Raw genomic sequence first — 25,978 nt, forward strand, 5'->3', positions numbered from 1 at the left:
GGAAAAAAATGAATAAAAAGAAATACTCTTCTTTTTGGAACAGATTTTGGATTGTTACAACAATTCTTCTATCCATAGTCTATATTACCTGGCGTATTTTTTATACATTTCCCTATAAAAAGGGAATGGTATCCAATGTGTTCTGGGTGATACTTTTTATAGCCGAGGCTATAGGACTTTTGGAAATGGCTGTTCATTTTTATAACATGTATGATCATGAGGGAGCACCGGGGATTAAAAGACAATTAAAAAAATATGAATACCCGGAAGTGGATGTATTATTACCCACTATCAATGAGGATGAAAAACTATTAGAAAATACAATAGAGGCAATAAAAAATATGGATTATCCTGACAAAAAGAAAGTACATATTTATGTCTGTGATGATGGAAACAGACAAGAAATATTAAGGCTTTGTGAAAGAACAGGGGTAAATTATCTTGCAAGAAAGAATAATGAAAATGCAAAAGCGGGAAATCTCAATTATGCCATGAGTAAGTCCCATTCAGATTATGTAGCTGTATTTGATGCAGATATGATGCCAAGAAGAGAATTTTTATTAAAAACTGTTCCCTATTTTGTTACAGATAGGGATAATCTGGGATTTATTCAGACTCCACAAAATTTTTACGAGCCTGACATTTTCCAAAGAAACCTCTTTTTGGAAGAAGATATTCCCAATGAACAGGACTATTTTTACAGGGTAATTCAAATATCAAAAAACAAAAGTAACTCCGTAATATTTGGTGGTTCAAATGCCCTTTTTTCAAGAAAAGCTTTGGAAAGTATAGGAGGATTTGTAACAGGAGTATTAACAGAGGACTTTGCCACGGGAATCGAAATAGAAAAGGCAGGCTTTAGAGGCCTTGCTTTGGATGAAGTTTTAGCAGATGGAAAAACACCTCAGGATATGAAATCTCTTGTAAAGCAGCGTAAACGCTGGGCAGGAGGCTGTATTCAGTCCGGATGGAAAACCAATTTTCTTTTCACAAGAAAGCTTAGCTTAAAACAGAAATTAAATTATTTTGTAAGTATCAGCTACTGGTACTCTTCAATAAAAAGATTGATTTATTTTCTGGCACCTTTGATGTTTGCTCTTTTTGGAATAGTTGTTGTGGAATGTAGTCTGCCACAGGTATTGATGTTTTGGCTTCCTATGTATCTGTCAACCATAATCAGTATGAAAAGGTTTTCAAAGGGAATCAGGTCCACTAGATGGACAGACATTTATGAAACCACACTGTTTCCTTTTATGTTAATTAATGTCATTTTAGAAAGCCTTGGAATAAGACAAAGAAAGTTTAAGGTCACAGATAAAGAAAGGAAAGTAAAAAACACTTCAAATACTTACTATATGATTCCTTTTATATTAATGGCAGCAGTTGATATTGCCGGAATTATCAGACTTTTAAGCTTATCTGCAAGACAGGAAACCTTTACCTATGTGGTTATCTTATTCTGGATGTTTGTTAATCTTTATTATGTACTAATGGGACTTTTAGTAGCCTGGGGAAGAGATTTAAACTGTGCAAAAAACTACACCTTAGAAAGGTCAGACGGAGTACTAAAAGAGATAAAACTTGATACAAATGCTTATATGAATGAAGGCAAATTAATTAAAACCTATCATTTAAAAAGCAATAATTTTCCAGATATTTTACTTAGGTCATTTTTAAGAAAAATAGGAATAAGCTAAAAATTTTCCCTGTAAAAATACACCAGGGTTTATTTATAAAAAAAGGAAGGAGAACTAATGAAATGAAAAAAAATTTTAGAATGCTGTTACTGGCAATTTCGTTTTTACTTATGGCTTTATTTACAGCTATTGATGTAAAAGCCGCAGTAGGCGGACGCATTGTTACAGAATATAAAGATGAAGAAAATGGAATATTATACAGCTTTTACAAGAATGATGTTGATTCCAATAATAAATATTTTGTAACTGTTGAATTTTTGAAAGAAAAATATGAGGAAATCACTATTAAATCATCTGTAAAGATTGATGATACTACCTATGAGTTTAATAGAATAGATATAGAGCCAGATGGTGGTGTTTCTTCACAAAATTTAAAATTTGAGGAAGGCTATGAAGTTATTAACGTTGGCGACATCAATTTAGCTTTTGCCAACCTTGAAAATATTGAATTTCCTAAGACTTTACAAAAGGTTGAGGGAAATACAAGAAAAAACGGAGAAAAAGAACCTGGATGGCTTGAAAATCTTTACAATAAGGCAAAAACTTCAGATAACGAAGTGGTTTATAAAGACCAGTCAGGTGTGCTTTATGTAAATAAGATTGCCCTTTATATAAAGGCTTTGCCGGAGGTTAAATCCATAACCATTAAAGAAGGAACTAAGGTAATTGCACCTTACGCAGCCTGTGATGATATTTATCTTGAAAGTATTACAATTCCGGATTCCGTTGAGGAAATTGAAGGCTATGCCTTTAGTGGAGATAATTCTTTAAAAGAGGTTATTTTTACAAAAGATTCCAATCTTAAAAAACTTGGTTACGGAGTTTTTGGTTATCAGATAGTCAACGATTATGAAAGAAGTGGCTTTACAGAAGATTTTGCAGCAAGTGGTGAAGTTTATAGATATGATAAGGATGGCAACCCTATAAAATGTGGTGCACCTATTGAAAAAATCACATTACCTGCAAAAGCTCTTTCATATGACAGTGGTGTAGGATTGTTTAACGGATGTACTACCTTAAAAAATATTGAGTTTTACCCATGTAAGGATGATACAGCTCTTAGAATCGGTTATCAGTTTTTTGGATATTGTCACGAGCTTACATCAATTACAATTCCTGATAATGTAGATAAAATTGAAGGTTTTGCATTTTTAGGAACAACCTCACTTAAAACCATAGATATTTCAGAAAAATCCCATATTAAAAAAATAGGCTATGGTGCATTTGGATATGGATCAAGTGGAGAATGTACAATAGTTTCAAGCCAGAATAGGCTTGGATGTGGTGTTACAACTATTAATATCCCAGGGGAAGTATTTAGAAATACTCCTGTAGGAATGTTTAATGGTAGCAAATATCTGACAAATATAAATATTTTAGATGTAGAAGATAATTCAGATGAGCAAAAAGAGCAATATGGTTTTCTTGCCTTTAGAACCTTTAAAGATTGTAAGGCATTAAATAATGTTACAATTCCTGCTTTTATTGAAAAAATCGAAAATGAAGCTTTTTATGGAGCATCTGCTCTTACGGATTTAACAATTGCTGATGGTTCAAAGCTTAACTCATTTGGATATGGAACCTTTGGATACGGGGATTATGGTGAAATAGAAAACGGCTCAGGTGTTCCATTATCCTCTATTAAAATTCCTATTGCCGCACTTAGGACAAGTTACTATGACAATAATACAGGATTGTTTAATGGTTGCAAGACTTTAAATTCAGTTACTTTTGCAAATGAAGGATACAAATATCAAAGCGGTGATAATATTATAATATCCTATCAGATGTTTAAGGATTGTTCTTCATTAAAAAGTATAGATTTACCTAATGAGGTAAGGAAAATTTCCACAAGAGCATTTAGTGGATGTACATCTCTTTCTACCTTTACAATTCATGAAGATTCAATGCTTGAACGCATTGAGCATGAAGCTTTTGGATGGAAGAAAGCCGGAATTAAAACATTTCTTGGCATTGATAGTATTAGATTTGAATCAGGCTTAATAGATGATGCTTCAGGATTTGGTGTTTCAAATATCAGTAAAGAAGGGGCACCGATTACAGAAATATATATTCCAGCAGCCACTATTTTAGAAAACAGTGAAAGTTATACAAGTTATGGTTGCTTTGGACTGTTTTGCGGAAACTCAAGCCTTAAAAAAGTTACTTTTGGTGATTCAACTAAAGTAAAAGACCAAAATATTACAAAATATGTAAATATCTCAGGTCAGATGTTTGCAGGTTGTACGTCCCTTACCACAATAGAAGGATTAAATAATGTAGATGGTATTCTTGCAGGTGCATTTGCAGGAGATAAAGCTCTTAAAACTGTTGATTTGAATAATGTAAAAAGAATTGATTATCTTTCATTTGCAATGACAGGTTTAGAAGAGATTACTTTACCGGAATCAATAAATTATGTAGGATTTGCAGCTTTAGCAAGTTGTACAGATCTTAAGACAATTAATATTGATACAGTTAATGTCGGAAGAAATTCTTATTATGATCAGCCGGCTCTTAAAGATATATGTGCTTTATCAGCTACAAATATTTCTCCGTCATTTGACTTTGGAACTAATAAAGACTATGAAAGTACTGAAGCCTATGCAAAAGCCTTTCCTTTATTAACAAAAGTTGAAAATGTAAATATTTCAGCAAAAGAAAAAGAAGGCAGATATATAACAATACTTGAGACTTATTCTCAGGCTATAGGAGACTATTATGGATTCTTACAGCAGATTCCTAGTCTTAAAAGAGTTAATATAGGCCAGGGTGCAACAGTTATACCTGCACATTCATTTGCTTTTGACTATAATCTGGAAGAAGTAAATATTCCTGATTCAGTTACAGAAATCGGAAACCGCGCTTTTATAGCTGATACTAAACTGGATTTAAATCTTGCTAGATTAAAAAATCTTAAACGAGTAGGTTCAGGAGCTTTCTTATTAGTAGAAACAGATGGCTCAACACAAGCTAGAAATGATTATTCAGTAAATGACCTTAAGGGAGGATTTACAAATATAATTCTTCCGGAAGGAGTAAAATTAATCGGTGATGGTGCATTTTTCGGTCAGAGAAATGTTCAAAAAATTTACATTCCTTCATCTGTTGAAAATATCGGTCACGGAGCATTTATTTACAATAATGCCCTTAAAGAACTGGTTGTGGATGCAGATTTAGACTTTAGTGTGGAGAACTTTAACGGATATTTCTTTAATGAATTTTCCTCCAGCTTAGAAAATGTAAAGATAAGCGGAAAATGCAATGCAGGAATGGTTCCTTTACTTTATGGCCTGAAGGCTTCACAAGTAGATCTTAGTGGATTTGAAGGTGTAACACAGTTCCCTGAAAATTCATTTAATGATATGGTTAATTTAAAATCCATAATTCTTCCTTCAACACTTTCTATAATAAAGCAAGGAAGCTTTGATGGTACAACTTCATTAAAGAGTGTTGTTTTACCTCGTAGTGTTAATACCATTGAATTAAATACATTTAGAAATACTTATAACTATAAGGTTTGTGAAAAAGATGGTGAAACAGTTACTGAAAAAGAATTAAAGAATGAAAACGGACAGGAAATTGTTGTAATTAAAAATCCAAATGCAATTATTTATTATCCTGTTGCAAAACCTGTAATTACAGGAGATGAACTTTATGGTGAAGCATCAAATGAAGAAGTAAGATTAGAAGAACATATTAAGGCAGTAGAAATCGAGGTACCGGAAAAATATTATACTGATGAAGAAAAAACAAAAGAATATCTTGATGAGTATCTGCCTTTTGAATCAGATACAGTCCTTGTAGGATATAAGGGTTCAGCTGCCAGTGAATATGCTGATAAGTTTGGTCTTAAATTTGTGGATATTGAAAGCCTTAATGTAGAAAAAGAAGTTGAACCAACAGAAGAAAATTACGGTTATACTACATATTCTGCAAGTGTAGACGGTGCTAAATACAACTTTAATGAATATACATATCCTAAAAAACATAATTTAAAATATGTTGAGGAAGAAAAAGCTGCTGATTGTTTACATGAAGGAAAAACTGCATATTATGAGTGTCAGGATTGTCATAAAAAATATGCAGACCCAAGTGGAGTATTAGAATTAAGTGATGCTGAAATTACCACTGTGGGAAATCATGTTTTAGAAAAAGTTACCGAAGAGGAAGGAAAAGATTGTAAACATAAAGGTAGTTGCCAACACTATAAATGTAAACTTTGTAAAAAATTATTCTCTGATTCCCTTGGATTAAATGAAATCACTCAAGAATCCATAGAAAAAGACTTTGGTGCTCATACTACTACAAAAGTAGAAAGAAAAGAAGCAACCTGTAGTAAAGATGGAAACATTGAATATTATGTATGCAGTGTTTGTGGAAAATATTTTGAAGACAAAGCTGCAACAAAAGAAATTGCTGATAAAACTTCAGTAATAATTAAAAAATCAGGACATAAATACAATAAACCGGTATTTACCTGGGATAAGAAAAAATGGAAGGCAAAAGCAGTATTTACCTGTAGCAAATGTAAAAATAAGGTTACAAAAACTGCAACTGTCACAAAAACCATTCAAAAAGCTACTGCTAAAAAAGACGGTAAAATTATCTATGTAGCAAAAGTGAAATTTGATGGAAAAAATTATGAAAATAAAATAACAAAAGCTAAAATTGCAAAAATTTCAAGCGTTACATTATCAGATACGAAATTTGTTTATAATGGTAAAGCCAAGAAACCTTTGGTAATCGTTAAAGACAGCAATAAAAAAGTTATTAATAAAAAATATTACACAGTAAGTTATTCCAATAACAAAAAAGTTGGAAAGGCTAGTGTAACGGTTACTTTTAAGGGTAATTATAGCGGCAAAATAACAAAGAAATTCACTATTGTAAAGGCAAAGACCACAAAGAAAAAATCAGTCAGCAAAAAGACTAAAAAAACAAAATAGTTTGATACTTTTCTTTGGTAATGTACTAGTGTTTTAACAGGCAGACTTGCAAAACAAAAATTTTTGCATTATATTAATAAGCGTATTAGGCGAGTGCCTTGATCCACGGCTGTTAGGGAAAATTCTCTGACAGCCGTTTTTTTAAGGCAATAAACAATTTGTCTTTTGTAAAACACATGGAGGAAATCAGGATAATGAGTTCAAAAATTATTCAGGGAGCAAAAAAGACCTTATTAATTTTATTTGGTAACTTTTTATATGCTTTGGCTGTAAAGTTTTTTCTTGCCCCTACCAAAATTGCCACAGCCGGTGTAACGGGAATAGGTCTTGCTGTTTCATCGGTATATGATGTAAGCACTTCTGATGTGGTAATGATTCTTAATATCGCAACTTTGTTAATAGGCCTTGTATTTTTGGGAAAGGAATTCGCGGCCGCAACTCTTTTAAGTACCCTGTCGTATCCCGTTTTTTTAAAATTCCTTGAAATGATAGCAGATGATGTAATTATTACAGAGGATATATTTCTATGCACAATTTATGCCGGAGTGGTAACAGGTCTGGCTTTAGGCATAGTATTAAGACAGGGAGCAAGTACCGGAGGAATGGATATCCCCCCACTTGTTATAAATAAATATACAAAAATTCCAGTTTCCCTTCTTATAAATGTATTTGATACCCTGGTTTTAATAGCCCAGATTAATGTTTTTTCCATGAAAAACATTCTTTATGGAATTATTCAGGTAATGATATTTACCTTTGTTCTTGATAAGATGCTTTTACTTGGAAATAGTATGACTCAGGTTAAGATAGTCAGCAAAGAATATGACAAAATAAGAAGTCTTATTCTTACCAGAGTAGACAGAGGTGTTACCCTGTTAGAAGCCCAGGGAGGTTATACTGATGAGAAAACAAAGCTTGTTATGTCAGTAATTTCCAACAGACAGTTATCGGCTGTGGAAAAGCTGGTTCATGAAACAGACCCGGAAGCCCTTATGATAGTTACAAAGGTAAACGAAGTATCCGGAAGAGGCTTTACTTTAGACCGTTCTTATGAGGTGAGTCCAAGGAAGGGCTTTGATAAATTCAAACAAAGTAATTAAAGAGGTTTAAAAATATGAAAAAGGTATTACTTATAGCTACAGGAGGAACTATTGCTTCCAGAAAGGGCACAGGGGGACTGACACCCCAGATTTCTCCGGAAGATTTATTAAAATATATAGAACCTACTGCCAAAAGATTTAATATTGATACAATTACCCCCTTTAATTTAGATTCCACAAATGTAACTCCCAAACATTGGGAAGAGCTGGCTTTATGTATAAAAAATAATTATGAAAAATATGATGGCTTTGTAATTACCCATGGAACAGATACTCTGGCTTATACGGCAGCAGCTCTTTCATATATGATTCAAAATTCAAATAAGCCCATAATTATAACCGGAGCACAAAAGCCTATTGATTTTGATGATACAGATGCAAGAAACAATTTAAGCGACAGCATAATATATGCCGCAGATGACAAATCCAGAGGTGTGGTAATAGTATTTGATGGAAAAGTAATAGCTGCTACAAGAGCAAAAAAGGTGCGTACCAAAAGCTATAATGCTTTTTCCAGTATAAATTATCCTTTTTTAGCAGCTATATTTGATGGAAAAATAATAAGATACATACCCTGTGAAGAGTATAGTGAAAGTTTAAAAATATATACCAAAATAAACAAAAATGTTTGCCTTTTAAAGCTCATTCCGGGAATGGATGAAAAGCTTTTGAAACTGATGTTTGAAAGTTATGACGGAATAATTATTGAAAGCTTTGGAGTAGGAGGGGTGCCTGATTATATTAAAGACACTTTCATTGATTTATGTAAAAAATATTCTGAAAAAATGGTGGTAATGGCTACTCAGGTCACCCACGAAGGAAGTGATATGGCAGTCTATGAAGTTGGAGCTGACATAAAAGAAAAACTAACATTTTTTGAAACCCATGACATGACTTTGGAATCAGCTTTGGCGAAAACCATGTGGATTTTAGAAAATAAGGATGATTTAAAAAGAGAGGAAATTTTTTACAAGACAATCAATTACGATATCCTTATGAATTAGGGCAAAAGGGCTAATATATTCCAATTTATATTAATTAGTCATATGAAACTGAAAATTAAAAGTTTATTAACAATTCTCATAAACGGTTGACATGTGAAAGTATTTGGGTAAAATGTCTTTATACACAAATGCATACTCTTTGCACTGCATTAAATCTACAGTACAAACTGAGCAGGCCGACTAAGGAGCCGGGTCACTTTTGTGACAGTGGATATCGAATTTTCTCATCCACGGGACAGTAGTTGCTATTACTGATTTCGTGGATGTTTTTTTATACCCGTAATCTAAAATAGCAAATAAAAAGTAGTCGCTAGTGCCATAGAGCTATCTCATTAGATTTGGTAAATGAGATATCAGATACCAAGATACACATTTAGGAGGTAACTATTATGGAAAACAATTTCAATTTTGAAAAAACAGTAAACCGCGTATCAACTGTAAGTATTATGGGAAATCTGTTTCTTACATTATTTAAATTTGTAGCAGGAATCCTTGCCAGTTCAGGCGCTATGGTATCAGATGCCATACATTCTGCATCAGATGTTTTTAGTAGTATTATAGTTGTTATCGGAGTTAAGATTGCATCAAAGGGCTCAGATAAGGATCATCCTTACGGACATGAGCGTTTTGAATGTGTAGCAGCTATTATCCTTGCAGGAGTTCTTTTTTCCACCGGTCTTGGCATTGGAAGAGGTGCCGTAGAGGATATTATTTCGGGAAATTATAAAAATCTCGCAATTCCCGGCATATTGGCACTTGTTGCTGCCATAGTTTCCATTATTTCCAAGGAATTAATGTTTCAATACACAAAAGTTCATGCAAAAAGAATTAATTCTTCAGCCCTTATGGCTGATGCATGGCATCACAGATCAGATGCTTTATCATCCATTGGAGCTTTAATTGGTATTATAGGAGCAAGACTTGGTTATCCTATTTTTGATTCCATTGCAAGTCTTGTAATTTGTCTTTTCATCGTTAAAGCAGCCTATGACATATTTAAGGATTCCGTTGATAAGATGGTAGATAGCGCCTGTGAAAAAGATATGGAAGATGAAATAATGGAAGTTGCAAAAAAAGAAGAAGGCGTTCTTGGAATAGACAAGCTTACTACCAGAGTTTTTGGAAGCAAGATATATGTTGATATAGAAATTTCTGCTGATGGAGGCAAAACATTAACTGAAACCCATGCTATAGCAGAAAATGTCCATGATGTTATAGAAAACACATTTCCAAGTGTAAAACACATAATGGTACATGTTAATCCATGTTCGGCATTTGCCATCAGATAAAAAATAAGAAAATGCCATAAATGAAGTCTCAGACAGTAAAAAAGCTGTCTGGGATTTTTTTATTTCAAGGTGGAGATTTTTTCCTTGACTTGTACAAATATAATATTTAGAGAAGATTAATATATGATTAATAAGGAAAAAAGCTTTTTTATCGAATATATTATTAGGAAAGGTAATCATGAACTAAAAGTCAGGAGATGAGAAAAGTGATTTTAGATAGATTTGAAATGAGTGAAGCAGAAAAAGCAGGTTTAGAAGAATATATAAGAAATGTATACGCAACAGCCACAGAAGTAAAAGATTATGATGACTCTTATATTTCAGCCTGGGATGAGGTTGTAAGTTTTGCTGATATGCTAAGTGGTGGAGATATAGTCAATGAATATATTTTAAAAGATAAAAAGATTGATTTTGTAGAGCCTGAAAAAATCAGAGTAGAGGTTTATGATTCCTTTGCCGGAAAAATTCCTGTAATATATTTTGAAAATCCAAAGGATTTTGAAGACTTTGTTGCAGAAACTGTTTATGAAGGAAAAACTCCTCAAAATCTTAAGGAAATAGGCGCCTCAATTTATAGCAAGGATAATACCAGATTTGTAGTTTTATCATCAAAGGGATATTGTAACATCAGTGCTAAAGAAATGGGCTTACCTGAGGAAGTATGGCATTTGACCTCTATGATAATAAGACGAGAACATGAATGTACCCACTGTTATACAAATAGACATTTCGGGATTTCAAATTTTAACCTCCATGATGAATTAATGGCAGATTTTTTTGGAATGTATGAAGCAGTAGGATATTATAAGGCAGAGGATTTTTTGAAATTTATAGGTGTTCTTGAAAGTAGTGGAAAAAGGATAGACGAATTCACTGAAGAAATGACTCCTTCCCAGAAAGAAGCTATTTGTGAAATAGCAGCCATATGTGCCCAAAATCTTGAAAAATGGAGCAATACAGATGAATTTCGCGCCATGACAAGGCAGGATCGGGTAAAATATCTTTGCATGGCAGGGATAGAAGGAATGTTTCTTGGTATATAAAAAATCTGATTCTAACCTATTTGTTTTTTCCTTTGACATTTTTCTTTAAATATGACATTCTAATTATGAGAAAATATGATGAAGTCATTAATATATAGTAATATTTTACTATATATTTTGACTTCTTTAATGTGCTATTCTTTTCGGGAATTCAAGAAGAATATTTTGGAAAAGTTAAAATAGAAAAGAAGTTGGATATTGGAAAATACATTGAAAAAATCAGGAGGCTTACTGCATGTTTAAGAAAAAAAGGTTGTTTTTTATAGGGGGTATAATCTTTATATTCTTTATGTGTAGTTTTATTTCTTCCTTTGCAAAAGAGGATGAAAAAGCTAAAACAATCAAGGTTGGATATCCGAATTTGGGAAAATATGAATCTGTAAGGGATGATGATTATAAAACGGGATACGGTTATGAATATCTTCAAAAAATATCTTCTATAACAGGTTGGGAGTATGAATATGTTTATGGTTCTTTTGACGAGCTGGAAGAAAAACTGGAAAAGGAAGAGATTGATTTATTAGGATATCTTTTGCCCTCTGAGGGAAATAATAAGAATTATAATTATTCAGATTATCCTGAGGGGAAAGAAGTATTTTTTATTTATGTAAAAGCTGAAAGTTCAGAATATTTTACAAAATCAAATGAAAAGGCTTTAGAAGGAAAGAAAATAGGAGTGCTTAGTGACTCTTATCAGTCAAAGCTTTTAGAAGGATGGTTAGGTGCATACGATTTAGATGCGGAAGTCAAAAACTATAAGGATGATACGATTTTAAAAGAGGATTTTGAAAAGGGACTTCTAGATGGTATTGTGTCTTCTAATATTACAGCAGATAAGGGGATGGTGTCTGTTGCAAGTCTTGGAAATTCCGAATTTTATTATGGTGTTGCAAAAAACAAAACAGATGTCTTAGAAGAATTAAATCGGGCTCTTTATAAAATAAATGTTGAAGAGCCTTACTATAATGACACTATTTATGAAAGATATAGTATTGACGAAAATGCCAATAATAAGCTTAACTACGAGGAAGAAGCATGGCTGAAAAAAAATAATAATACTGTCAGGATAGGTTTTACTAATGAAAATATGCCCTATTCTGATACAGAGGATCAAGAAAAAAAGAGAATAGAAAAAAATAATAAAAATGCCCAGGAAAAAAGCTACAAAATAAATCCCGAAAAGTCAATGGGGGTTATTTCTGCTATAATTGATATTTTAGAAAACGATTTTGGCATCAATGTTGAGGTTTATGCCTATAATACAACCCTTGAAATGACCAACGATTTTGATAATGGAAAGATAGACATATTCGGCCCCCTGTTTGGAGATTATTGGCTGGGAGAAAAATATGGACATATAGATTCTAAAAATATTTCTGAAGGAACAATCAGCGTTCTATATGATAATAAGACTACATTTTCAAAGGATCTTTTAAAAAATATTGTTGTATCGGAAACCAGTATGATACAGCTGGGAATGTGTAAAGTCATCTACTCTGATGCAGAGGTGACATATGCACCAAGTATGAGGGAATGTATAAAAATGATTACGGATAATCCTGATAAGGGTTATTGTACCGTGGTTACAACCTCAAAACTTTCCGCTTTAAAAAAATACCCTGAAATGGATAATATTAATGTTACGGAAGTAAATGGAATAAATGATAATAAAGAAGGAATTTGTTTTGGAGTACAAAGAGGGGAAGTGCAACTTTTAAGTATATTTAACAAGGCGGTTTCTCTTTGCTCTAACAGTTTGATTATAAATACATCAACAGAGGTAAATGCTTATTCGCTTGGGGATATATTAAGACGAAATTTTTCAAAGGTATTTGGAATTTTAATGTTAATACTTATATTTTTAGCTCTTATGTTTTTGTTTTATATCAGATTTACCATTTTAAATAAAAGAGCTTTGGAAGAGGCCAATATAAAAATAGAAAAATCAAGAGCTTTAGCTGAGGAAGCCAATAATGCAAAAACCGTTTTTTTATTTAATATGTCTCATGATATAAGAACCCCTTTAAATGCCATCATCGGACTTACTAATCTTGCTCAAAAGCATATGGATGACAGCGAAAAAATCAAGCATTATCTTAAAGATATAAGATATTCGGGAAATCATCTTTTAGATGTAATAAACAGCGTATTAGAGCTTGCTAAAATAGAAAATGGAAAGGCAGTTTTAAAGGAAAGACCAACAGATATTTCCGAGTTTAAAGATGGAATTTATGCTATATTTTGCAATATGGCAGCTGAAAAAAATATAGATCTTTTTGTGGAAGAAAATATTACCAGACCTTTTTTGTACATTGATAAGCCTAAGATGGAAGAAATATTGCTTAATATCATTAATAATGCTATTAAATATACCAATGAGGATGGTAAAATCAAAGTAGAAATATTACAAAAGATACTTGATGAAGATTATTGCCTGACTACTCTTATAGTAAGCGACAATGGAATAGGAATGTCTGAAGAATATAAGGAGCATATGTTTGAAAGCTTCACTAGAGAAAGAACCTGGGAAAGCGATAATGTTCAGGGAACCGGGCTGGGTCTTAGTATAGTAAAATCCTATGTGGACTTAATGGGAGGAAGTATAGAAGTAGATAGCAAGGTAGGTTGCGGAACAACAATAAGAATAATTTTGAAAAACAAATTGGCCAAGGGTGAATTAAATGATGATCTTGAGCAAGAAAAAATAAGAAAGAAAGTCAATTTTGATAATATTAGGATACTTCTTGCTGAAGATAATGATTTAAATGCAGAAATTGCAGGAGAATTATTAAAAGATGCCGGAATAGAAGTTGAGAGAGTTAAAGATGGTATAGAATGCGTAGAAAAAATTAAGGATAGAAAAGCTCATTATTATGACATGGTTTTAATGGATGTTCAGATGCCACATCTTGACGGATATGGGGCAACTGCAAAAATAAGAAAATTAGATGATGAAAACAAATCTGAAATACCAATAATTGCCATGACAGCCAATGTTTTTGAGGAAGATAAGAAAAATGCATATGATGCAGGAATGAATGGACATATATCAAAACCTATAGATGTTCAGATACTATTTGAAATAATTAACAGATTTTGCTAAAAAAAAATAATATTTAATTTTTAATTAAGAAAGTCAGGAGAAAAGATATTTTATGATACTTTTTTCCTAGACTTTCTTATTGCTTTGTGGGTATAATAAGAAAAGATTTTTGTATCGTTCCCAAAAGCATAGGGGTAAGAAACGAGCTTATTGTTATAATCAAGGAGGATTTAATAATTATGACAAGAGATGAATTGGTTGAAAATCAGGAGGGGTTATTGAAAGCAATTCAAAATTCAATGTCAGAGGATGCTTCGGTAGCTCTTGGCATTATTAATGATGAAAGAGAAATGGTTGTTACAAGGCTTATACCTGCAAAAACATTCAGGTATTCTTTTAAAGAAGGAAATTTAGGCTCAGTGGACAACCCGGGATTTCAGGAGCAGTATAACAAAGTATTTTTAAACGGACAGGTTGATTATGCCTATTATCCGTCAGAAATATATGGACTTCCTTTAAAGGTAACTGTTTCACCGGTTAGAGATAAAATAGAAGGGGTTATCGGAGCTTTATATGTAGCAACCTGCTTAAACCAGAAAGAAACTCTTTATAATGCAGCAATCAACCTTGATAAGAGCATTAAAGAAACAGATTCTGCAATAGGAGAGGTATCTGAAGGAATACAGGGACTTGCCGGTGCTCTTTCAAAAATTCACGAGATTTCTACTGCCATCAGTGAAAATATTAATAAGACAGTATCCCTTATAAATCAGGTTGCTTCAACGGCTTCCCGTTCCAATATTCTTGCTTTAAACGCTTCCATAGAAGCAGCAAGAGCCGGTGAAGCAGGAAGAGGTTTTAACGTGGTTGCTCAGGAAATGGGAAAACTTGCAAAAGCCAGCGGGGATGTTTCAAAGGAAATAAAGGAAACATTATCAGAAATGTTTGATGCTTTGAATAAAGTAAATAAAGAAGTGTCAGATTCTGATGAAATTGCCACAAGTCAGGCAGGGTGTGTTGAAGAAATATCAGCCTCGGTTACATCATTATCCTCAGAGTCACAGACCTTAAGTGAAATCGCAGATGTGGAAGATGTTAAAAATCTTAGAAGCGTTCCAGAAGAATTTATTCAAATGATGAAAGAATTTGGAAAAAACAACAGATAAAAAAAATGGACTTTTTGATATTTCAAAAGGTCCTTTTTTGACTTATAAAAAATATAGAATATCTAATGTATTTTTGAGGGGAGTGTGATAAAATATCCTACGGGTTTGTTAAATTCAGTTGACAAATCTATTTATGGCAATAAGGGGGTTTTGAAAAATGCTATCTGTTTTTAATGCTTATTTTACCAATGAAAAGAAAAAAATAAATTACTTTTGTGTATATACTCTTTTGTTTTTGGTAATGGCTTTTTTTGTCTATATATCCTTTATATTTTCTAATCGTTCTCTGGTATGGGATGAAGATGGAATGATGCAGCACTTAAAGGCTCTTATATATTATTCCAAATATTTAAGGGGGATTATTAAAAATCTTATATTTAATCATAAACTTATAATACCTGACTGGGATTTTAATATAGGTGAAGGAAGTGACATTTTAACTACCTTTCATTATTATGTTATCGGAGATCCAATAGCATTATTTTCAGTTTTTATTCCTGTGAGATATATGCAGTATTTTTATTCCTTTTCCAGTATTTTACGCCTTTATTTAGCAGGGATATCCTTTTCATTTTTAGCTTTTGGCACCGGAAGAAAAAACAGATACGGGATAGTGGCAGGGGCACTTACCTACAGTTTTTGCTTTTGGGCAATGTATAATTCTGCCAGACACTTGTTTTTTATCAATCCCTTGATATATTTTCCTCTGGTAATACTGGGGATAGAAAAGATAATTAAAGACATGAAACCCTATTTGTTTATTATTTTTGTGGCGGTTTCAGCCCTGTCAAATTTTTATTTTTTTTATATGATAGTCCTTCTTGCCATTTTTTATACTCTTGTAAGACTGGCTTTTTTGTATAAAAAAGACTTAAAAAAGGCATTTTTAATGCTTATAAAAATCGGTATTAATTCTCTTATTGGGGTTTTTCTTGCAGGGATTATATTCTTACCGGTTTTAAATATTTTTTTACATGATTCTAGAATGACATCATCCACGCAAAAGTTTCATCTTTTTTATCCTCTTGGATATTATAGTAGTCTTCCTTCTGTATTGACTACTTCTAACATTTCATTCTGGCTTTGCATGGGATTTGGGATTCCAGCAATAATTGCCATATTTGTATTATTTGTTAAAAAGAAAGAAAATACTTTTTTAAAAACACTATTTATTATATGCGTGATTTTTACAATTTTCCCTATATTTGGAAGATTATTAAACGGAATGAGTTACAGTGCAAACAGATGGAGCTGGGGATTTGCGCTTTTATGTTCATATATTCTTACAAGTTTATGGGAAAATATATTTTCCCTTGAAAAGGAAGAATATAAAAAAATAGTTTTTATCAACATTATTTATTTTTTAATATGTCTTTTTGCTGATGAATCCCGGGAGTTAGCCACCTATGTCATGACATCCCTGATTTTTATCGCATTAATACTTATAAATATAAAGTTACAAAAGAAAAAAATCTCATATAAATACCTTGCAATGCTTTTAATACTGATTGTAAATGTTATTAATATTAGTTTTTGGTATTTTTCTTTTGATGGGGATAATTATGTAGGTCAATGTCTGGAGAACTCCAAAATTGAAGAGGAAAATACCTATAATGAAATTAATCTGGTTAAGGATGTAAATAAGGGGAAGAGTTATACAAGAATAACAGGCAGAGATTTAAGAAGAAATGCCAATGTATTAAAAAATGTATCCTCAACCCAGTATTTCTGGTCCATAAGTAATCCTTTTCTTAATAATTACCGCACTTTAATAGCTGCATTAGAGAATAGATTCTTTTTATATGAGGGATATGACGATAGAACTACTCCCATAGAATTATCTTCTATAGATTATTTTTTATGCAAAAGTAATGATGATAAGGGAATTCCTTACGGTTATACCTTGATGAAAAAAGAAAATGTAAAATCTGTCCTTATAAATCAGGCAAAAGAAGATTTAAAAGCTGAATTATCTGTAGATAAACTAAGTAAAGAACAAGAGGAGATTATAAATAAATCCTTTGAAGAAGAAAGTTATGCCCTTTATAAAAATGATTATGCCCTTCCTTTGGGATATTCTTATGATACCTGCATTTCTAAGAAAAATTATGAAAATCTTGACCCAATACAAAAACAGCAAATACAGCTAGAAGCAGTAGAAATAGAAAAAAATAACAGTGATATAAAAGAATTATCAAAAAAGAAAGAAAATTATTCTATTCCCTATGAAATAAGCTGTGAGTCAGAAAATATTGTTATAACCAAGGAGGGATTTATTACAACAGCAGATAATGAAAAAGTAACTTTAACCTTTAAGGGAAAGGCAAATTCAGAAATCTGTCTGGGATTTGAAAATTTTGATTTTGAAGCAATTTCAGAATATGATTTGTATTTTGGAGATGAGCTGGTAGATCCCAATAATTTATATAATAAAACCAATTGGGATTTATTATCAAAAGACCAGCAATTACAGATGAAAAAAGATAAAAAGTTCTATAAATATACCCAGGGAGTAGAGATAAGTATTATATCTTCAAAAAAGGTGAAAAAAACTCTTGAATATATAAAACCTGAAGCTATGTTTTCTTCCGGCAGACACGACTTTGTGGTTAATTTAGGCTACAATAAAAAGCCTGAAAAGAAAATAGTAATAAAGCTTCCAAAAGCCGGCAGATATACTTTTGATGATTTAAAAGTTTACTGTGTTTCAATGGATGATTATGAGAATAAGGTATCTAAACTTAAGGAAAATGTTTTAGAAAATGTTCAAATGGATGTAGATAAAATCACAGGTACAATTGATTTAAAAAAGAAAAAAATACTGGTTATGTCAATTCCTTATTCATCCGGTTGGAGTGCTTATATAGACGGAAAAAAGGTAGATACCTTTGTGGCAAATGAACGCCATATAGGAATAGAAGTTTATGAAGGATTTCACAATGTGGAATTTAGATACAGCCTGCCCTTTAAATTTGAAGGGGCTTTAATGACATTGCTTGGATTTGTGGGCTTTGGTTTAATGGTGATTGTGAGAAAAATTTGTAAAAATAAGAGCATAAATGCCCATAATTGCGATAATACTTTAACTGTGGTAGAATCGTAAGCGATTGTGCAGTGAAAAAATAACAGGAAGGCTTAGCTATTAGACTTTATAGCTAAAGAAAAAATGTGATGAAAAACAAAAAAGAACGTATTTATTCTTATGACACTTTTAGATTGATTGCAGCTTTTTGTGTAGTTGCACTTCATTTCCCTATGAGAAACAGATTTGGAGATGAATTGTCGGTATTGGCAAGAATAGGTGTGCCATTTTTCTTTTTGATTTCGGGTTATTTTCATTTTAATCATAAAGAATTAGATTATAAGAAGATTATTAAAGAATTATTGAAGATTATCAAGTATCTGATAATTTGTAACACAGTTTATTTTTTGTATACTCTTAATAAAACAGCGCATTTATATCATGGAAAAGAAGATGCATATTTTCTTGCAGCAAAAAGAATCATCTTGAAACTTTTAAATCTTAGATTTCTTTTTTTTAATTTTGGTCTTGCAGGTCATCTTTGGTATCTTCGAGCAATGCTTATTTTGGTCATTGTATTTGCTTTAGTAAAAAAATTTCATTTGGAAAAGCTTGTTCTTTTTACCATTCCTGTGATAATGATAATTGATTATTCCATGGGACAGTATGCACCGTTAATATGGGGACATCCTATTTCCTGGCGCCTTATAGAACCAATTGAAAAATTTCTGGGTGTTGGATATTGTTACTTCTTTATTGGTTATTTTTTACACAGGTTTTTTGAAGACAGTGATTTGTATAAGAAATTACGGGATAAAATCAGAGGAAAAGAGTATTTACTAATTGGTTTTATATTCTTATTTACTGCCTTTAATGTTTTTGAGGCCAAATATCTTTTATCCATGGGGATAAAGCTTAGACCGCTAAATTATATTGGAACATTTTTCCTTGTTTTAAGTATATTCATATTTTTATCCTTTTTTCCAAACTTAGGTGGAGGAAAATATCCTTTTAGTAAAATTGGAAAAGAATGTGCAGAGCATATTTATTTCTGGCATGTAATTTATGGTAAAATATTGGGAAAAATAATAAGACATACACCCTACTATTCTTTTTTTGCAAAATATAGAACAATACTGATTTATCTTAGTTTATTGATTATAATTCTTATTATTGTAAGTATTAAAAGCTTAATTGTTAATAAGATAAAGGCTAAAAAAGAGTCTGAAACATTAACGAATTAAAAGCGTTAATGTTTCAGACTTTAATGTTAATACTGTGCTAAAGTATTACATCTTTTGCCTTTTCTAAAAGTTCTGCATCCTTGTTGGAAACGCCATCAAGTTCTGCTTATATATCAGAATTTTAATCGTTATTTGATACATTGTTTTCAGGATTTAAAAGAAAACTTATAAATGCATATTCTCCGTCAGGATTATATAAAGCATAATAACCTAAAGTATCCCCTGTAAAATCACCATAAACCGGAGTTACCCAGTCTTTAAAACCTTGTGGAAGGACAGAAACCGGGGTATCAGGAAGGTATACCACAAATTCTTTAGCATTTGAAACTCCGCTGGCATCTGAATAAACTGTTCTCATTCCATCTGCATAATTTTCTGAACCCGGTTCTTCGTTATATGTAATACCATTAATTTCTACTTTGTAAGAATAATCATCAATTTTAGTAGGATTTACAAAACTTCCGGTAAAGTTTGATTCATACATAGTTCCCTCAGGATAACCATCCCCAGTTTCGCCATATTCTGAATCGAGATAGTAGCCGGCAAAATCACCATTAGCTGTAATAGAAAGGGAAGTTGACCAGCCTCCTGAATGACTTGTATATTCAAAAGCATAGTTTGACAAGTTTGCAAAAAGATCTATATGGTCTTCATTATCATTTTTGTTATCACTGGTGTTATTTGTATCTGCTTCTTCTTTTTTGTCTGTTTCGTTAGAAGAATTCTTATCTAAGTTTTTTTCCTGATTTGAATTATTGGTAGTCTCCCGATTTGAAATAACATTGTTAGTATCTGTTCCTTTTTTGGAACTGTCTGCCCCGCAGGAAGCAAGGGTAAAAGCAGTTACAGCTGCTAATAATAATAATACTATTCTTTTTTTCATAAAAATTTCCTCCAATTTAAATGTGATAGATGTAAAAACCGGTAAAAAATACCTTAGACTATAAAAAACACCGATTTTTTACAGGCTAAATCAAATATAATTTTACTATACATTAATTTGTTTGTATATCAAATATGTACTTTTAGCTGAAAGGTACGTTAATGGGATTTTAGAGTTAATAATTTAATAAATATTAATTATTAAGCTTTTATGATATAATTTTCGTGTTGTGGAGTAACTATGAAAGAAAGTAATGATAAAAAGGGTTAAGTTGAAAAAATGGAGATAAAAATAAAAAATAAGAAGGACAAAATGTCCATAGTAGTTCCGTGCTTTAATGAAGAAAAAAGCATCCCGTTATTTTATAAAGAATTTAATAAGGTAACTTCCGTTTTAAAAGACAAAGTTGAATTTGAGTTTATTTTTGTAGATGATGGTTCAAAAGATAAAACCATGGAAGAAATACATAAATTATGTAAAGTCAATAAGTCAGTTTACTATGTTTCTTTTTCAAGAAATTTTGGAAAAGAAGCTGCCATTTATGCCGGTTTAAAAAAATCCACAGGAGATTATATTGTTTTAATGGATGCGGATTTACAAGATCCACCGGCACTATTACCTGAGATGTATGACTATGTAAAAAATGAAGACTTTGATTCTGTAGCCACCAGGAGAGTAACAAGAAAGGGAGAGCCTCTGATAAGATCATTTTTTGCCAGACTTTTTTATAAAATAATGAAACATATTTCTCAGGCAGATATGGTGGATGGTGCCAGAGATTATCGTCTTATGACCAGAAAATTTGTAAATGCACTTTTAGATATGTCTGAATACAACAGATTTTCAAAGGGACTATTTGGCTGGGTTGGATTTAAAACTAAATGGATTGAGTTTGAAAATGTTGAAAGAGTAGCCGGTGAAACAAAGTGGTCATTTTGGGGATTGTTTAAATATAGTTTGGAAGGAATTATTGCCTTTTCCACATTTCCCTTAACTTTGTCTTCTATTTTTGGATTTATCAGCTGTTTGCTGGCATTTTGTTATATGATTTTTATTGTTATCAGTAAGTTGTTTTTTGGAAATCCGGTAGCCGGCTGGTCATCTTTAGTATGTATAGTTCTTTTTTTGGGGGGAATACAGTTAATGAGTATAGGTGTTTTAGGAATGTATTTGTCAAAGACTTACTTAGAAACCAAAAAGAGACCGGTTTTTATAATAGCTGATACAAATATGGAGGAAAAACCATGAAAGTCCTGTCTAAAATAAATGATTATTTCATTAATGAAAGTAAAAAAAGAAACTACTACTTTATATATACATTTAACTGTACCCGGGGAATTATCTTCAGTAGAATATTATGTTTCAGAAAGCAAAGAAGGTATGCCCTATGGTTATTCTTTGACTAATGCTTATAAAGTTTATAAAAACGACTATGCTTTACCTGTTGGATATTGCTATGATAAGTATATATCAAAGAAAAGTTATGACAGTCTTGATAGTGTGCAAAAACAGGAAATTCAAATGGAAGCTGTCTGTTTAGAGGATGAAAAAAAGAGTTAAAAAAAAGAATAATTAAAAACAACAATAGTCTGTAAATGTTAGTAAATAATGTTTACAGACTTTTAAAATTTTATTATATTTTTTGAAAATTCATTATTATCCCTTAAAAAAACCGAAATACATATTGCAAAACTAGTGCTAAAGTCCTAAGTTTTGAACAGGTGGCACAAAGTGCCACTGCGTTCATGAGGAAGTAGCGAAGCGGATTTAAGAATGTCCGCTTTACAAATGATTTCATAGAAATCTTTATAGGTTAATTTTAAGGAGGGCGTGATATGAGAGAAAGGCTAATAAAAGGCTTATTGTTAGCTACAATTACTTTTTCGCTTTCAGCTTTTGAAGTATTTGCAGCTACATCATATACAGCCGATGGGAAAAATATTTTAAAAAATACGGATAATGAGGTAAATATTGACAATAAAAGTTATAACGGGACTCTTATTGTTAAGCTAAAAGATGCAGCAATACTTGAAAATGCAGGTGATTCTGAGACTTATCTTAACAGTGATGAGACAAGGTCAAAAGAAGCAGCTATGCTTTCCATACAGGAAAAGGTTTTTAACATAATAAAAACTAAAATTCAGGCAGATGCTGTAGTTACAAATCACTATACCAAGGTTTACAACGGCTTTAGTATCAAAATAGATGAAAGTGCCATTAATAAAATAAAAGAGATACCAGAGGTAGAAGAAGTATATAAATCCATCTATAGAGAAAAAAATGAAGAAGACAAGGAAGAAAACAAGGTTTACAATTCCAAGGCAGCTATGGATTCTTCAGAAGACCTTTACGCCAATGAAAATGTTGAGTATTTAAGAAAGAAAAACTATGATGGCAGTGGAGAACTTATATGTATAATTGATAACGAATTTGATATAAATCATGAAAATTTCCGGATTCCTCAGGGCTTTAAAACAGCCATGACTAAGGATGAACTTAAGAATATAGTTGATTATGAATGTTTAAATGCCCAAATTGATGTGGATAAGGCTTATATTAATGAAAAAATAGTATATGTCTATAATTATGATAATAATAATTATGATGTCAGTGATAAAAATGATGAATCTCATGGAACTCATGTTGCAGGTATAGCAGCCGGAACAAATATGGACAATAGTGGAAAATATATAGGAACAGCCACTGGTTCCTCACTTATGCTAATGGCCTGCCCTGAATTATCTACAGAAGGTATTTTGGCTGCCTTAGAGGATGCCATTACCTTAGAAGCTGATGTGATAAATATGAGTTTTGGGGCATATGGGGAAGATGAGTTATTAATGGAGGCTTACGAAAATGTTGGAAAAGCCGGAATTTTTGCCTCCTGTGCCATGGGAAACGGTTCAAAGGGATTTTTAGAGGATGGAATAGTAGCAACTGATTATATTGATTATGGTACGGGAATCTATCCTGCTATGTGTGAAAATACTGTAGGAGTTGCCAGTGCCAATAATAAATATATGAATATGAAAGCTGCAAGTTTTAAATTTAACTCTAAAAGTTATGAAATTGTCTATGAAACCAGTGATTTTTATCAGACTGTAAAGGGAAAAAGTTTTAAATATATAAATTGTGGAAAAGCTACACAAGAGGATTTAATAAAAGCAGGAATAAATAATATAAAAGGAAAAATTGCCCTGGTAACTTTTAAGGAGGATTCGTATGATTTAGATATAATAAAACTGGCATCATTAGGAGCAAAGGCGGTTATTCTTTGTTCTACAAACGACAGCTATCCTTTTATGGATTTAGAGGATACAAATATACCTGTTGCCTGTATAAAAAACTTAACCTTTAGTGCCTTAAACAGTGCCATTTTAAACAATATCAAAACTATTTCAGGATTTACAGATGAAAGAACTAAATACTTAAAGGTAACTACGGATATTATGAGTGATTTTTCGTCCTTTGGAGTAAGTCAGGATCTTTCCTTAAATGTTGATCTTACAGGCATAGGAGGAAATGTTTATTCATCCGTAAATGGAAAAGACAAGTATGAATACTATGACGGAACAAGTATGGCGGCTCCTAATGTTGCCGGTGTAGCTGCTATTATGGATCAGTATATCAGAGAAAAATATCCTGATTTATCAAAAAAACAAAGATTAAATCTTTCAAAAAATTTATTAATGTCAACCGCAACAGTTATTGAAACTGATGATGACAATAATATCCCTGAATCTCCACGCCTTCAGGGAGCAGGTCTGGTAAACCTTAAAGATGCCATAAATACCAATGTTATTTTACAAGATTGTAATACAGGTCTTAGTAAGCTGTCTCTTAAGGAGTTAAAAGACACAGATAGTAAAGATGAAACCTTTACTTTCAATGTTTCTTTTAATATAAAAAATATTGGAAAGGACAGGGTAAATTATGATGATATAAGTGTTCTTATTACTACAGATGATTATGCTTATGAAGATGGAGAAAATATTGTAAAGAAAAGCAAATTAATAAATCCTGTTTTGGTAACAACTCCGGGAAATGTCAGAGTTGAAAAAGGTGAAACTTCTTTGGTGACTCTTAGCATAAGTTTAAATAAGGAAAACCTGGAAAATAATAAAAAAATATTCACCAATGGTTTTTATATAGATGGATTCGTATATTTAAAGGATAAAACCGGAAAAGAAGTAGATGTTAATATTCCTTTTATGGGATTTTTGGGTGAATGGAAAGAGCAAAAAGCATTGGATCCTCCTTTTTACAATGATGAGAATTATTATGGAATAAATGCTCTTTTAGGAGATTATTACGGTGATGGTTATTATCTGGGAATTAATCTTTATGATGATTATTTAACCAGATATGCAGATGAAAAATATGCAGGAATTTCTCCAAATGATGATGGATGTTATGACCAGCTTTATCTTTTGTTTACGCCCCTTAGAAGCGTAATAAACACAAGCATTGGAGTATATGATGCCAAAGGACAACCTGTAGGGGAAAAGTGTAACTATAATCAGGATTTATATAAGTTTGGACAATATATTTTAGAGTGCCAGGTACCTGAAAAAGAAGGGGATTACACTGTAAAATTAAGTACAAATTTTGATAATGAAGGTGCAGATACTGAAAATATGCAATTTAATTTTTATGTAGATAAAACTGCCCCGAAGGTTAAAGATATAACTATTGTATCAACAGAAGAGAGTACTAAATTAAATGCTAAATTAGAAGATAACAGATATCTTGAAAGATATGCTTTGGTAGCTAAAGATGGCTTTAATGAAGGAGATGATGAATCTGAAGTAATATGTCAGGTAATTGGTGCAAGAAAATCCATGGACATTTCCATAGATCTTACGAATTTTGACATTAAGGATTATTACCTGTTGGTGGAAGACTATGCTCAAAATAGAACGCTGGTTGATATAAATAAAAAAGCTAGTCATAAATTAAAGAAAATTTCTGCCAGGGCAGCTACCTGTACAAAAAGCGGTAACAAAGCCTACTACAAATGTCAGGTTACAGGAAAGTTATATACAGATTCAAAAGCTAAAAATGAGACTACCTACGCTAAAGTAACTATTCCATCTAAGGGGCATAGATTTGGACATGGCAAGGTAATAAAAGTCGAAACAAAAAAGAAAAAGGGAATTATAAGCTATACCTGTAAGACATGTAAAAAAACCTTCAAATACAATATTTCAAGAATTTCAATTGGAAAAACCGGCATTAAAAAGAAGGTTTCAACAGCTGGCAAAATAACCCTTAAGCTTAAAAAGACAAATGGAGTAAGTGGATATGAAATTATTTATTCCACAAAGAAAAATATGAAAAATGCTAAAAGAGTAAGAGTAAAAGAAACTGTTAAGACTTTGGATAAATTAGAAGCTTCAAAGAAATATTATATAAGGGTAAGAGCCTTTAAATATAATTCTTTAAATGAAAGAGTATATGGCAATTATTCAAAAATTTACAGCATTTCCACAAAGTAAAAATTCATGTCAGGTCCGGCTTTTAAGGACCTGACTTTTT

The 25,978-nt window shown here is 31.9% G+C and carries 14 protein-coding genes and 1 riboswitch; of the genes, 13 read left to right on the forward strand and 1 reads right to left on the reverse strand.

Annotated features, from left to right (window positions below; genetic code table 11):
* Positions 1 to 8 precede the first annotated feature (8 nt).
* The 10 genes from BM153_RS11090 to BM153_RS11135 all read left to right on the forward strand — a co-directional run bounded on the left by BM153_RS11090 (position 9) and on the right by BM153_RS11135 (position 19,557).
* Complete coding sequence (locus tag BM153_RS11090; RefSeq protein WP_092873806.1) at positions 9 to 1,697, forward strand: glycosyltransferase; 1,689 nt, start codon at positions 9 to 11, stop codon at positions 1,695 to 1,697.
* A 62-nt stretch (positions 1,698 to 1,759) separates the two neighbouring features.
* Positions 1,760 to 6,646, forward strand: a complete 4,887-nt coding sequence (locus tag BM153_RS11095; protein ID WP_092873809.1) for a leucine-rich repeat domain-containing protein — start codon at positions 1,760 to 1,762, stop codon at positions 6,644 to 6,646.
* 194 nt (positions 6,647 to 6,840) lie between these two features.
* Positions 6,841 to 7,746, forward strand: coding sequence for a YitT family protein (locus BM153_RS11100; RefSeq protein ID WP_092873812.1), 906 nt, complete (start codon positions 6,841 to 6,843; stop codon positions 7,744 to 7,746).
* 14 nt (positions 7,747 to 7,760) lie between these two features.
* Entirely contained in the window at positions 7,761 to 8,750 is a 990-nt protein-coding gene (locus BM153_RS11105; protein WP_092873815.1) for an asparaginase, read from the forward strand.
* 157 nt (positions 8,751 to 8,907) lie between these two features.
* Positions 8,908 to 8,991, forward strand: a riboswitch (NiCo riboswitch).
* Positions 8,992 to 9,139: 148 nt separating this feature from the next.
* Entirely contained in the window at positions 9,140 to 10,039 is a 900-nt protein-coding gene (locus BM153_RS11110; RefSeq protein WP_092873818.1) for a cation diffusion facilitator family transporter, read from the forward strand.
* A gap of 206 nt (positions 10,040 to 10,245) precedes the next feature.
* Positions 10,246 to 11,082 (forward strand): DUF7005 family protein, encoded by an 837-nt coding sequence (locus BM153_RS11115; RefSeq protein WP_092873821.1) that lies wholly within the window; start codon positions 10,246 to 10,248, stop codon positions 11,080 to 11,082.
* A gap of 235 nt (positions 11,083 to 11,317) precedes the next feature.
* Positions 11,318 to 14,185: an ATP-binding protein gene (locus BM153_RS11120; protein WP_092873824.1), complete on the forward strand. Its 2,868-nt coding sequence runs from the start codon at positions 11,318 to 11,320 to the stop codon at positions 14,183 to 14,185.
* A 179-nt stretch (positions 14,186 to 14,364) separates the two neighbouring features.
* A complete protein-coding gene (locus BM153_RS11125) occupies positions 14,365 to 15,291 on the forward strand; it encodes a methyl-accepting chemotaxis protein (RefSeq protein ID WP_092873827.1) in 927 nt (308 codons plus the stop codon).
* A gap of 157 nt (positions 15,292 to 15,448) precedes the next feature.
* Positions 15,449 to 18,394: a YfhO family protein gene (locus tag BM153_RS11130; RefSeq protein WP_092873830.1), complete on the forward strand. Its 2,946-nt coding sequence runs from the start codon at positions 15,449 to 15,451 to the stop codon at positions 18,392 to 18,394.
* Between the two features lie 68 nt (positions 18,395 to 18,462).
* Positions 18,463 to 19,557 (forward strand): acyltransferase family protein, encoded by a 1,095-nt coding sequence (locus BM153_RS11135; protein ID WP_092873833.1) that lies wholly within the window; start codon positions 18,463 to 18,465, stop codon positions 19,555 to 19,557.
* A gap of 121 nt (positions 19,558 to 19,678) precedes the next feature.
* On the opposite strand, the gene BM153_RS11140 is transcribed toward BM153_RS11135, so the two are convergent.
* A complete protein-coding gene (locus BM153_RS11140; protein ID WP_092873835.1) occupies positions 19,679 to 20,440 on the reverse strand; it encodes a hypothetical protein in 762 nt (253 codons plus the stop codon).
* A 312-nt stretch (positions 20,441 to 20,752) separates the two neighbouring features.
* Between BM153_RS11140 and BM153_RS11145 the strand changes: the two genes are divergently transcribed.
* From BM153_RS11145 to BM153_RS14155, 3 genes are all read left to right on the forward strand, one after another.
* Positions 20,753 to 21,688, forward strand: a complete 936-nt coding sequence (locus tag BM153_RS11145; RefSeq protein ID WP_242949134.1) for a glycosyltransferase family 2 protein — start codon at positions 20,753 to 20,755, stop codon at positions 21,686 to 21,688.
* Positions 21,689 to 21,721: 33 nt separating this feature from the next.
* Positions 21,722 to 22,000, forward strand: a complete 279-nt coding sequence (locus tag BM153_RS11150) for a YfhO family protein (RefSeq protein ID WP_143088307.1) — start codon at positions 21,722 to 21,724, stop codon at positions 21,998 to 22,000.
* Positions 22,001 to 22,275: 275 nt separating this feature from the next.
* Positions 22,276 to 25,938, forward strand: a complete 3,663-nt coding sequence (locus BM153_RS14155) for a S8 family serine peptidase (RefSeq protein WP_092873844.1) — start codon at positions 22,276 to 22,278, stop codon at positions 25,936 to 25,938.
* Positions 25,939 to 25,978 lie beyond the last annotated feature (40 nt).

Source organism: Acetitomaculum ruminis DSM 5522 (assembly GCF_900112085.1).
GTDB classification, from domain to species: Bacteria; Bacillota; Clostridia; order Lachnospirales; family Lachnospiraceae; genus Acetitomaculum; species Acetitomaculum ruminis.

What these genes read in the sequence shown, in the direction of transcription:
- BM153_RS11105 (WP_092873815.1), top strand. Translation starts at nt 7,761, where the DNA reads ATGAAAAAGGTATTACTTATAGCTACAGGAGGAACTATTGCTTCCAGA.
- BM153_RS11135 (WP_092873833.1), top strand. Translation starts at nt 18,463, where the DNA reads ATGAAAAACAAAAAAGAACGTATTTATTCTTATGACACTTTTAGATTG.
- BM153_RS11090 (WP_092873806.1), top strand. Translation starts at nt 9, where the DNA reads ATGAATAAAAAGAAATACTCTTCTTTTTGGAACAGATTTTGGATTGTT.
- BM153_RS11125 (WP_092873827.1), top strand. Translation starts at nt 14,365, where the DNA reads ATGACAAGAGATGAATTGGTTGAAAATCAGGAGGGGTTATTGAAAGCA.
- BM153_RS11120 (WP_092873824.1), top strand. Translation starts at nt 11,318, where the DNA reads ATGTTTAAGAAAAAAAGGTTGTTTTTTATAGGGGGTATAATCTTTATA.
- BM153_RS14155 (WP_092873844.1), top strand. Translation starts at nt 22,276, where the DNA reads ATGAGAGAAAGGCTAATAAAAGGCTTATTGTTAGCTACAATTACTTTT.
- BM153_RS11145 (WP_242949134.1), top strand. Translation starts at nt 20,753, where the DNA reads ATGTCCATAGTAGTTCCGTGCTTTAATGAAGAAAAAAGCATCCCGTTA.
- BM153_RS11130 (WP_092873830.1), top strand. Translation starts at nt 15,449, where the DNA reads ATGCTATCTGTTTTTAATGCTTATTTTACCAATGAAAAGAAAAAAATA.
- BM153_RS11110 (WP_092873818.1), top strand. Translation starts at nt 9,140, where the DNA reads ATGGAAAACAATTTCAATTTTGAAAAAACAGTAAACCGCGTATCAACT.
- BM153_RS11100 (WP_092873812.1), top strand. Translation starts at nt 6,841, where the DNA reads ATGAGTTCAAAAATTATTCAGGGAGCAAAAAAGACCTTATTAATTTTA.
- BM153_RS11150 (WP_143088307.1), top strand. Translation starts at nt 21,722, where the DNA reads ATGAAAGTAAAAAAAGAAACTACTACTTTATATATACATTTAACTGTA.
- BM153_RS11140 (WP_092873835.1), bottom strand. Translation starts at nt 20,440, where the DNA reads ATGAAAAAAAGAATAGTATTATTATTATTAGCAGCTGTAACTGCTTTT.
- BM153_RS11095 (WP_092873809.1), top strand. Translation starts at nt 1,760, where the DNA reads ATGAAAAAAAATTTTAGAATGCTGTTACTGGCAATTTCGTTTTTACTT.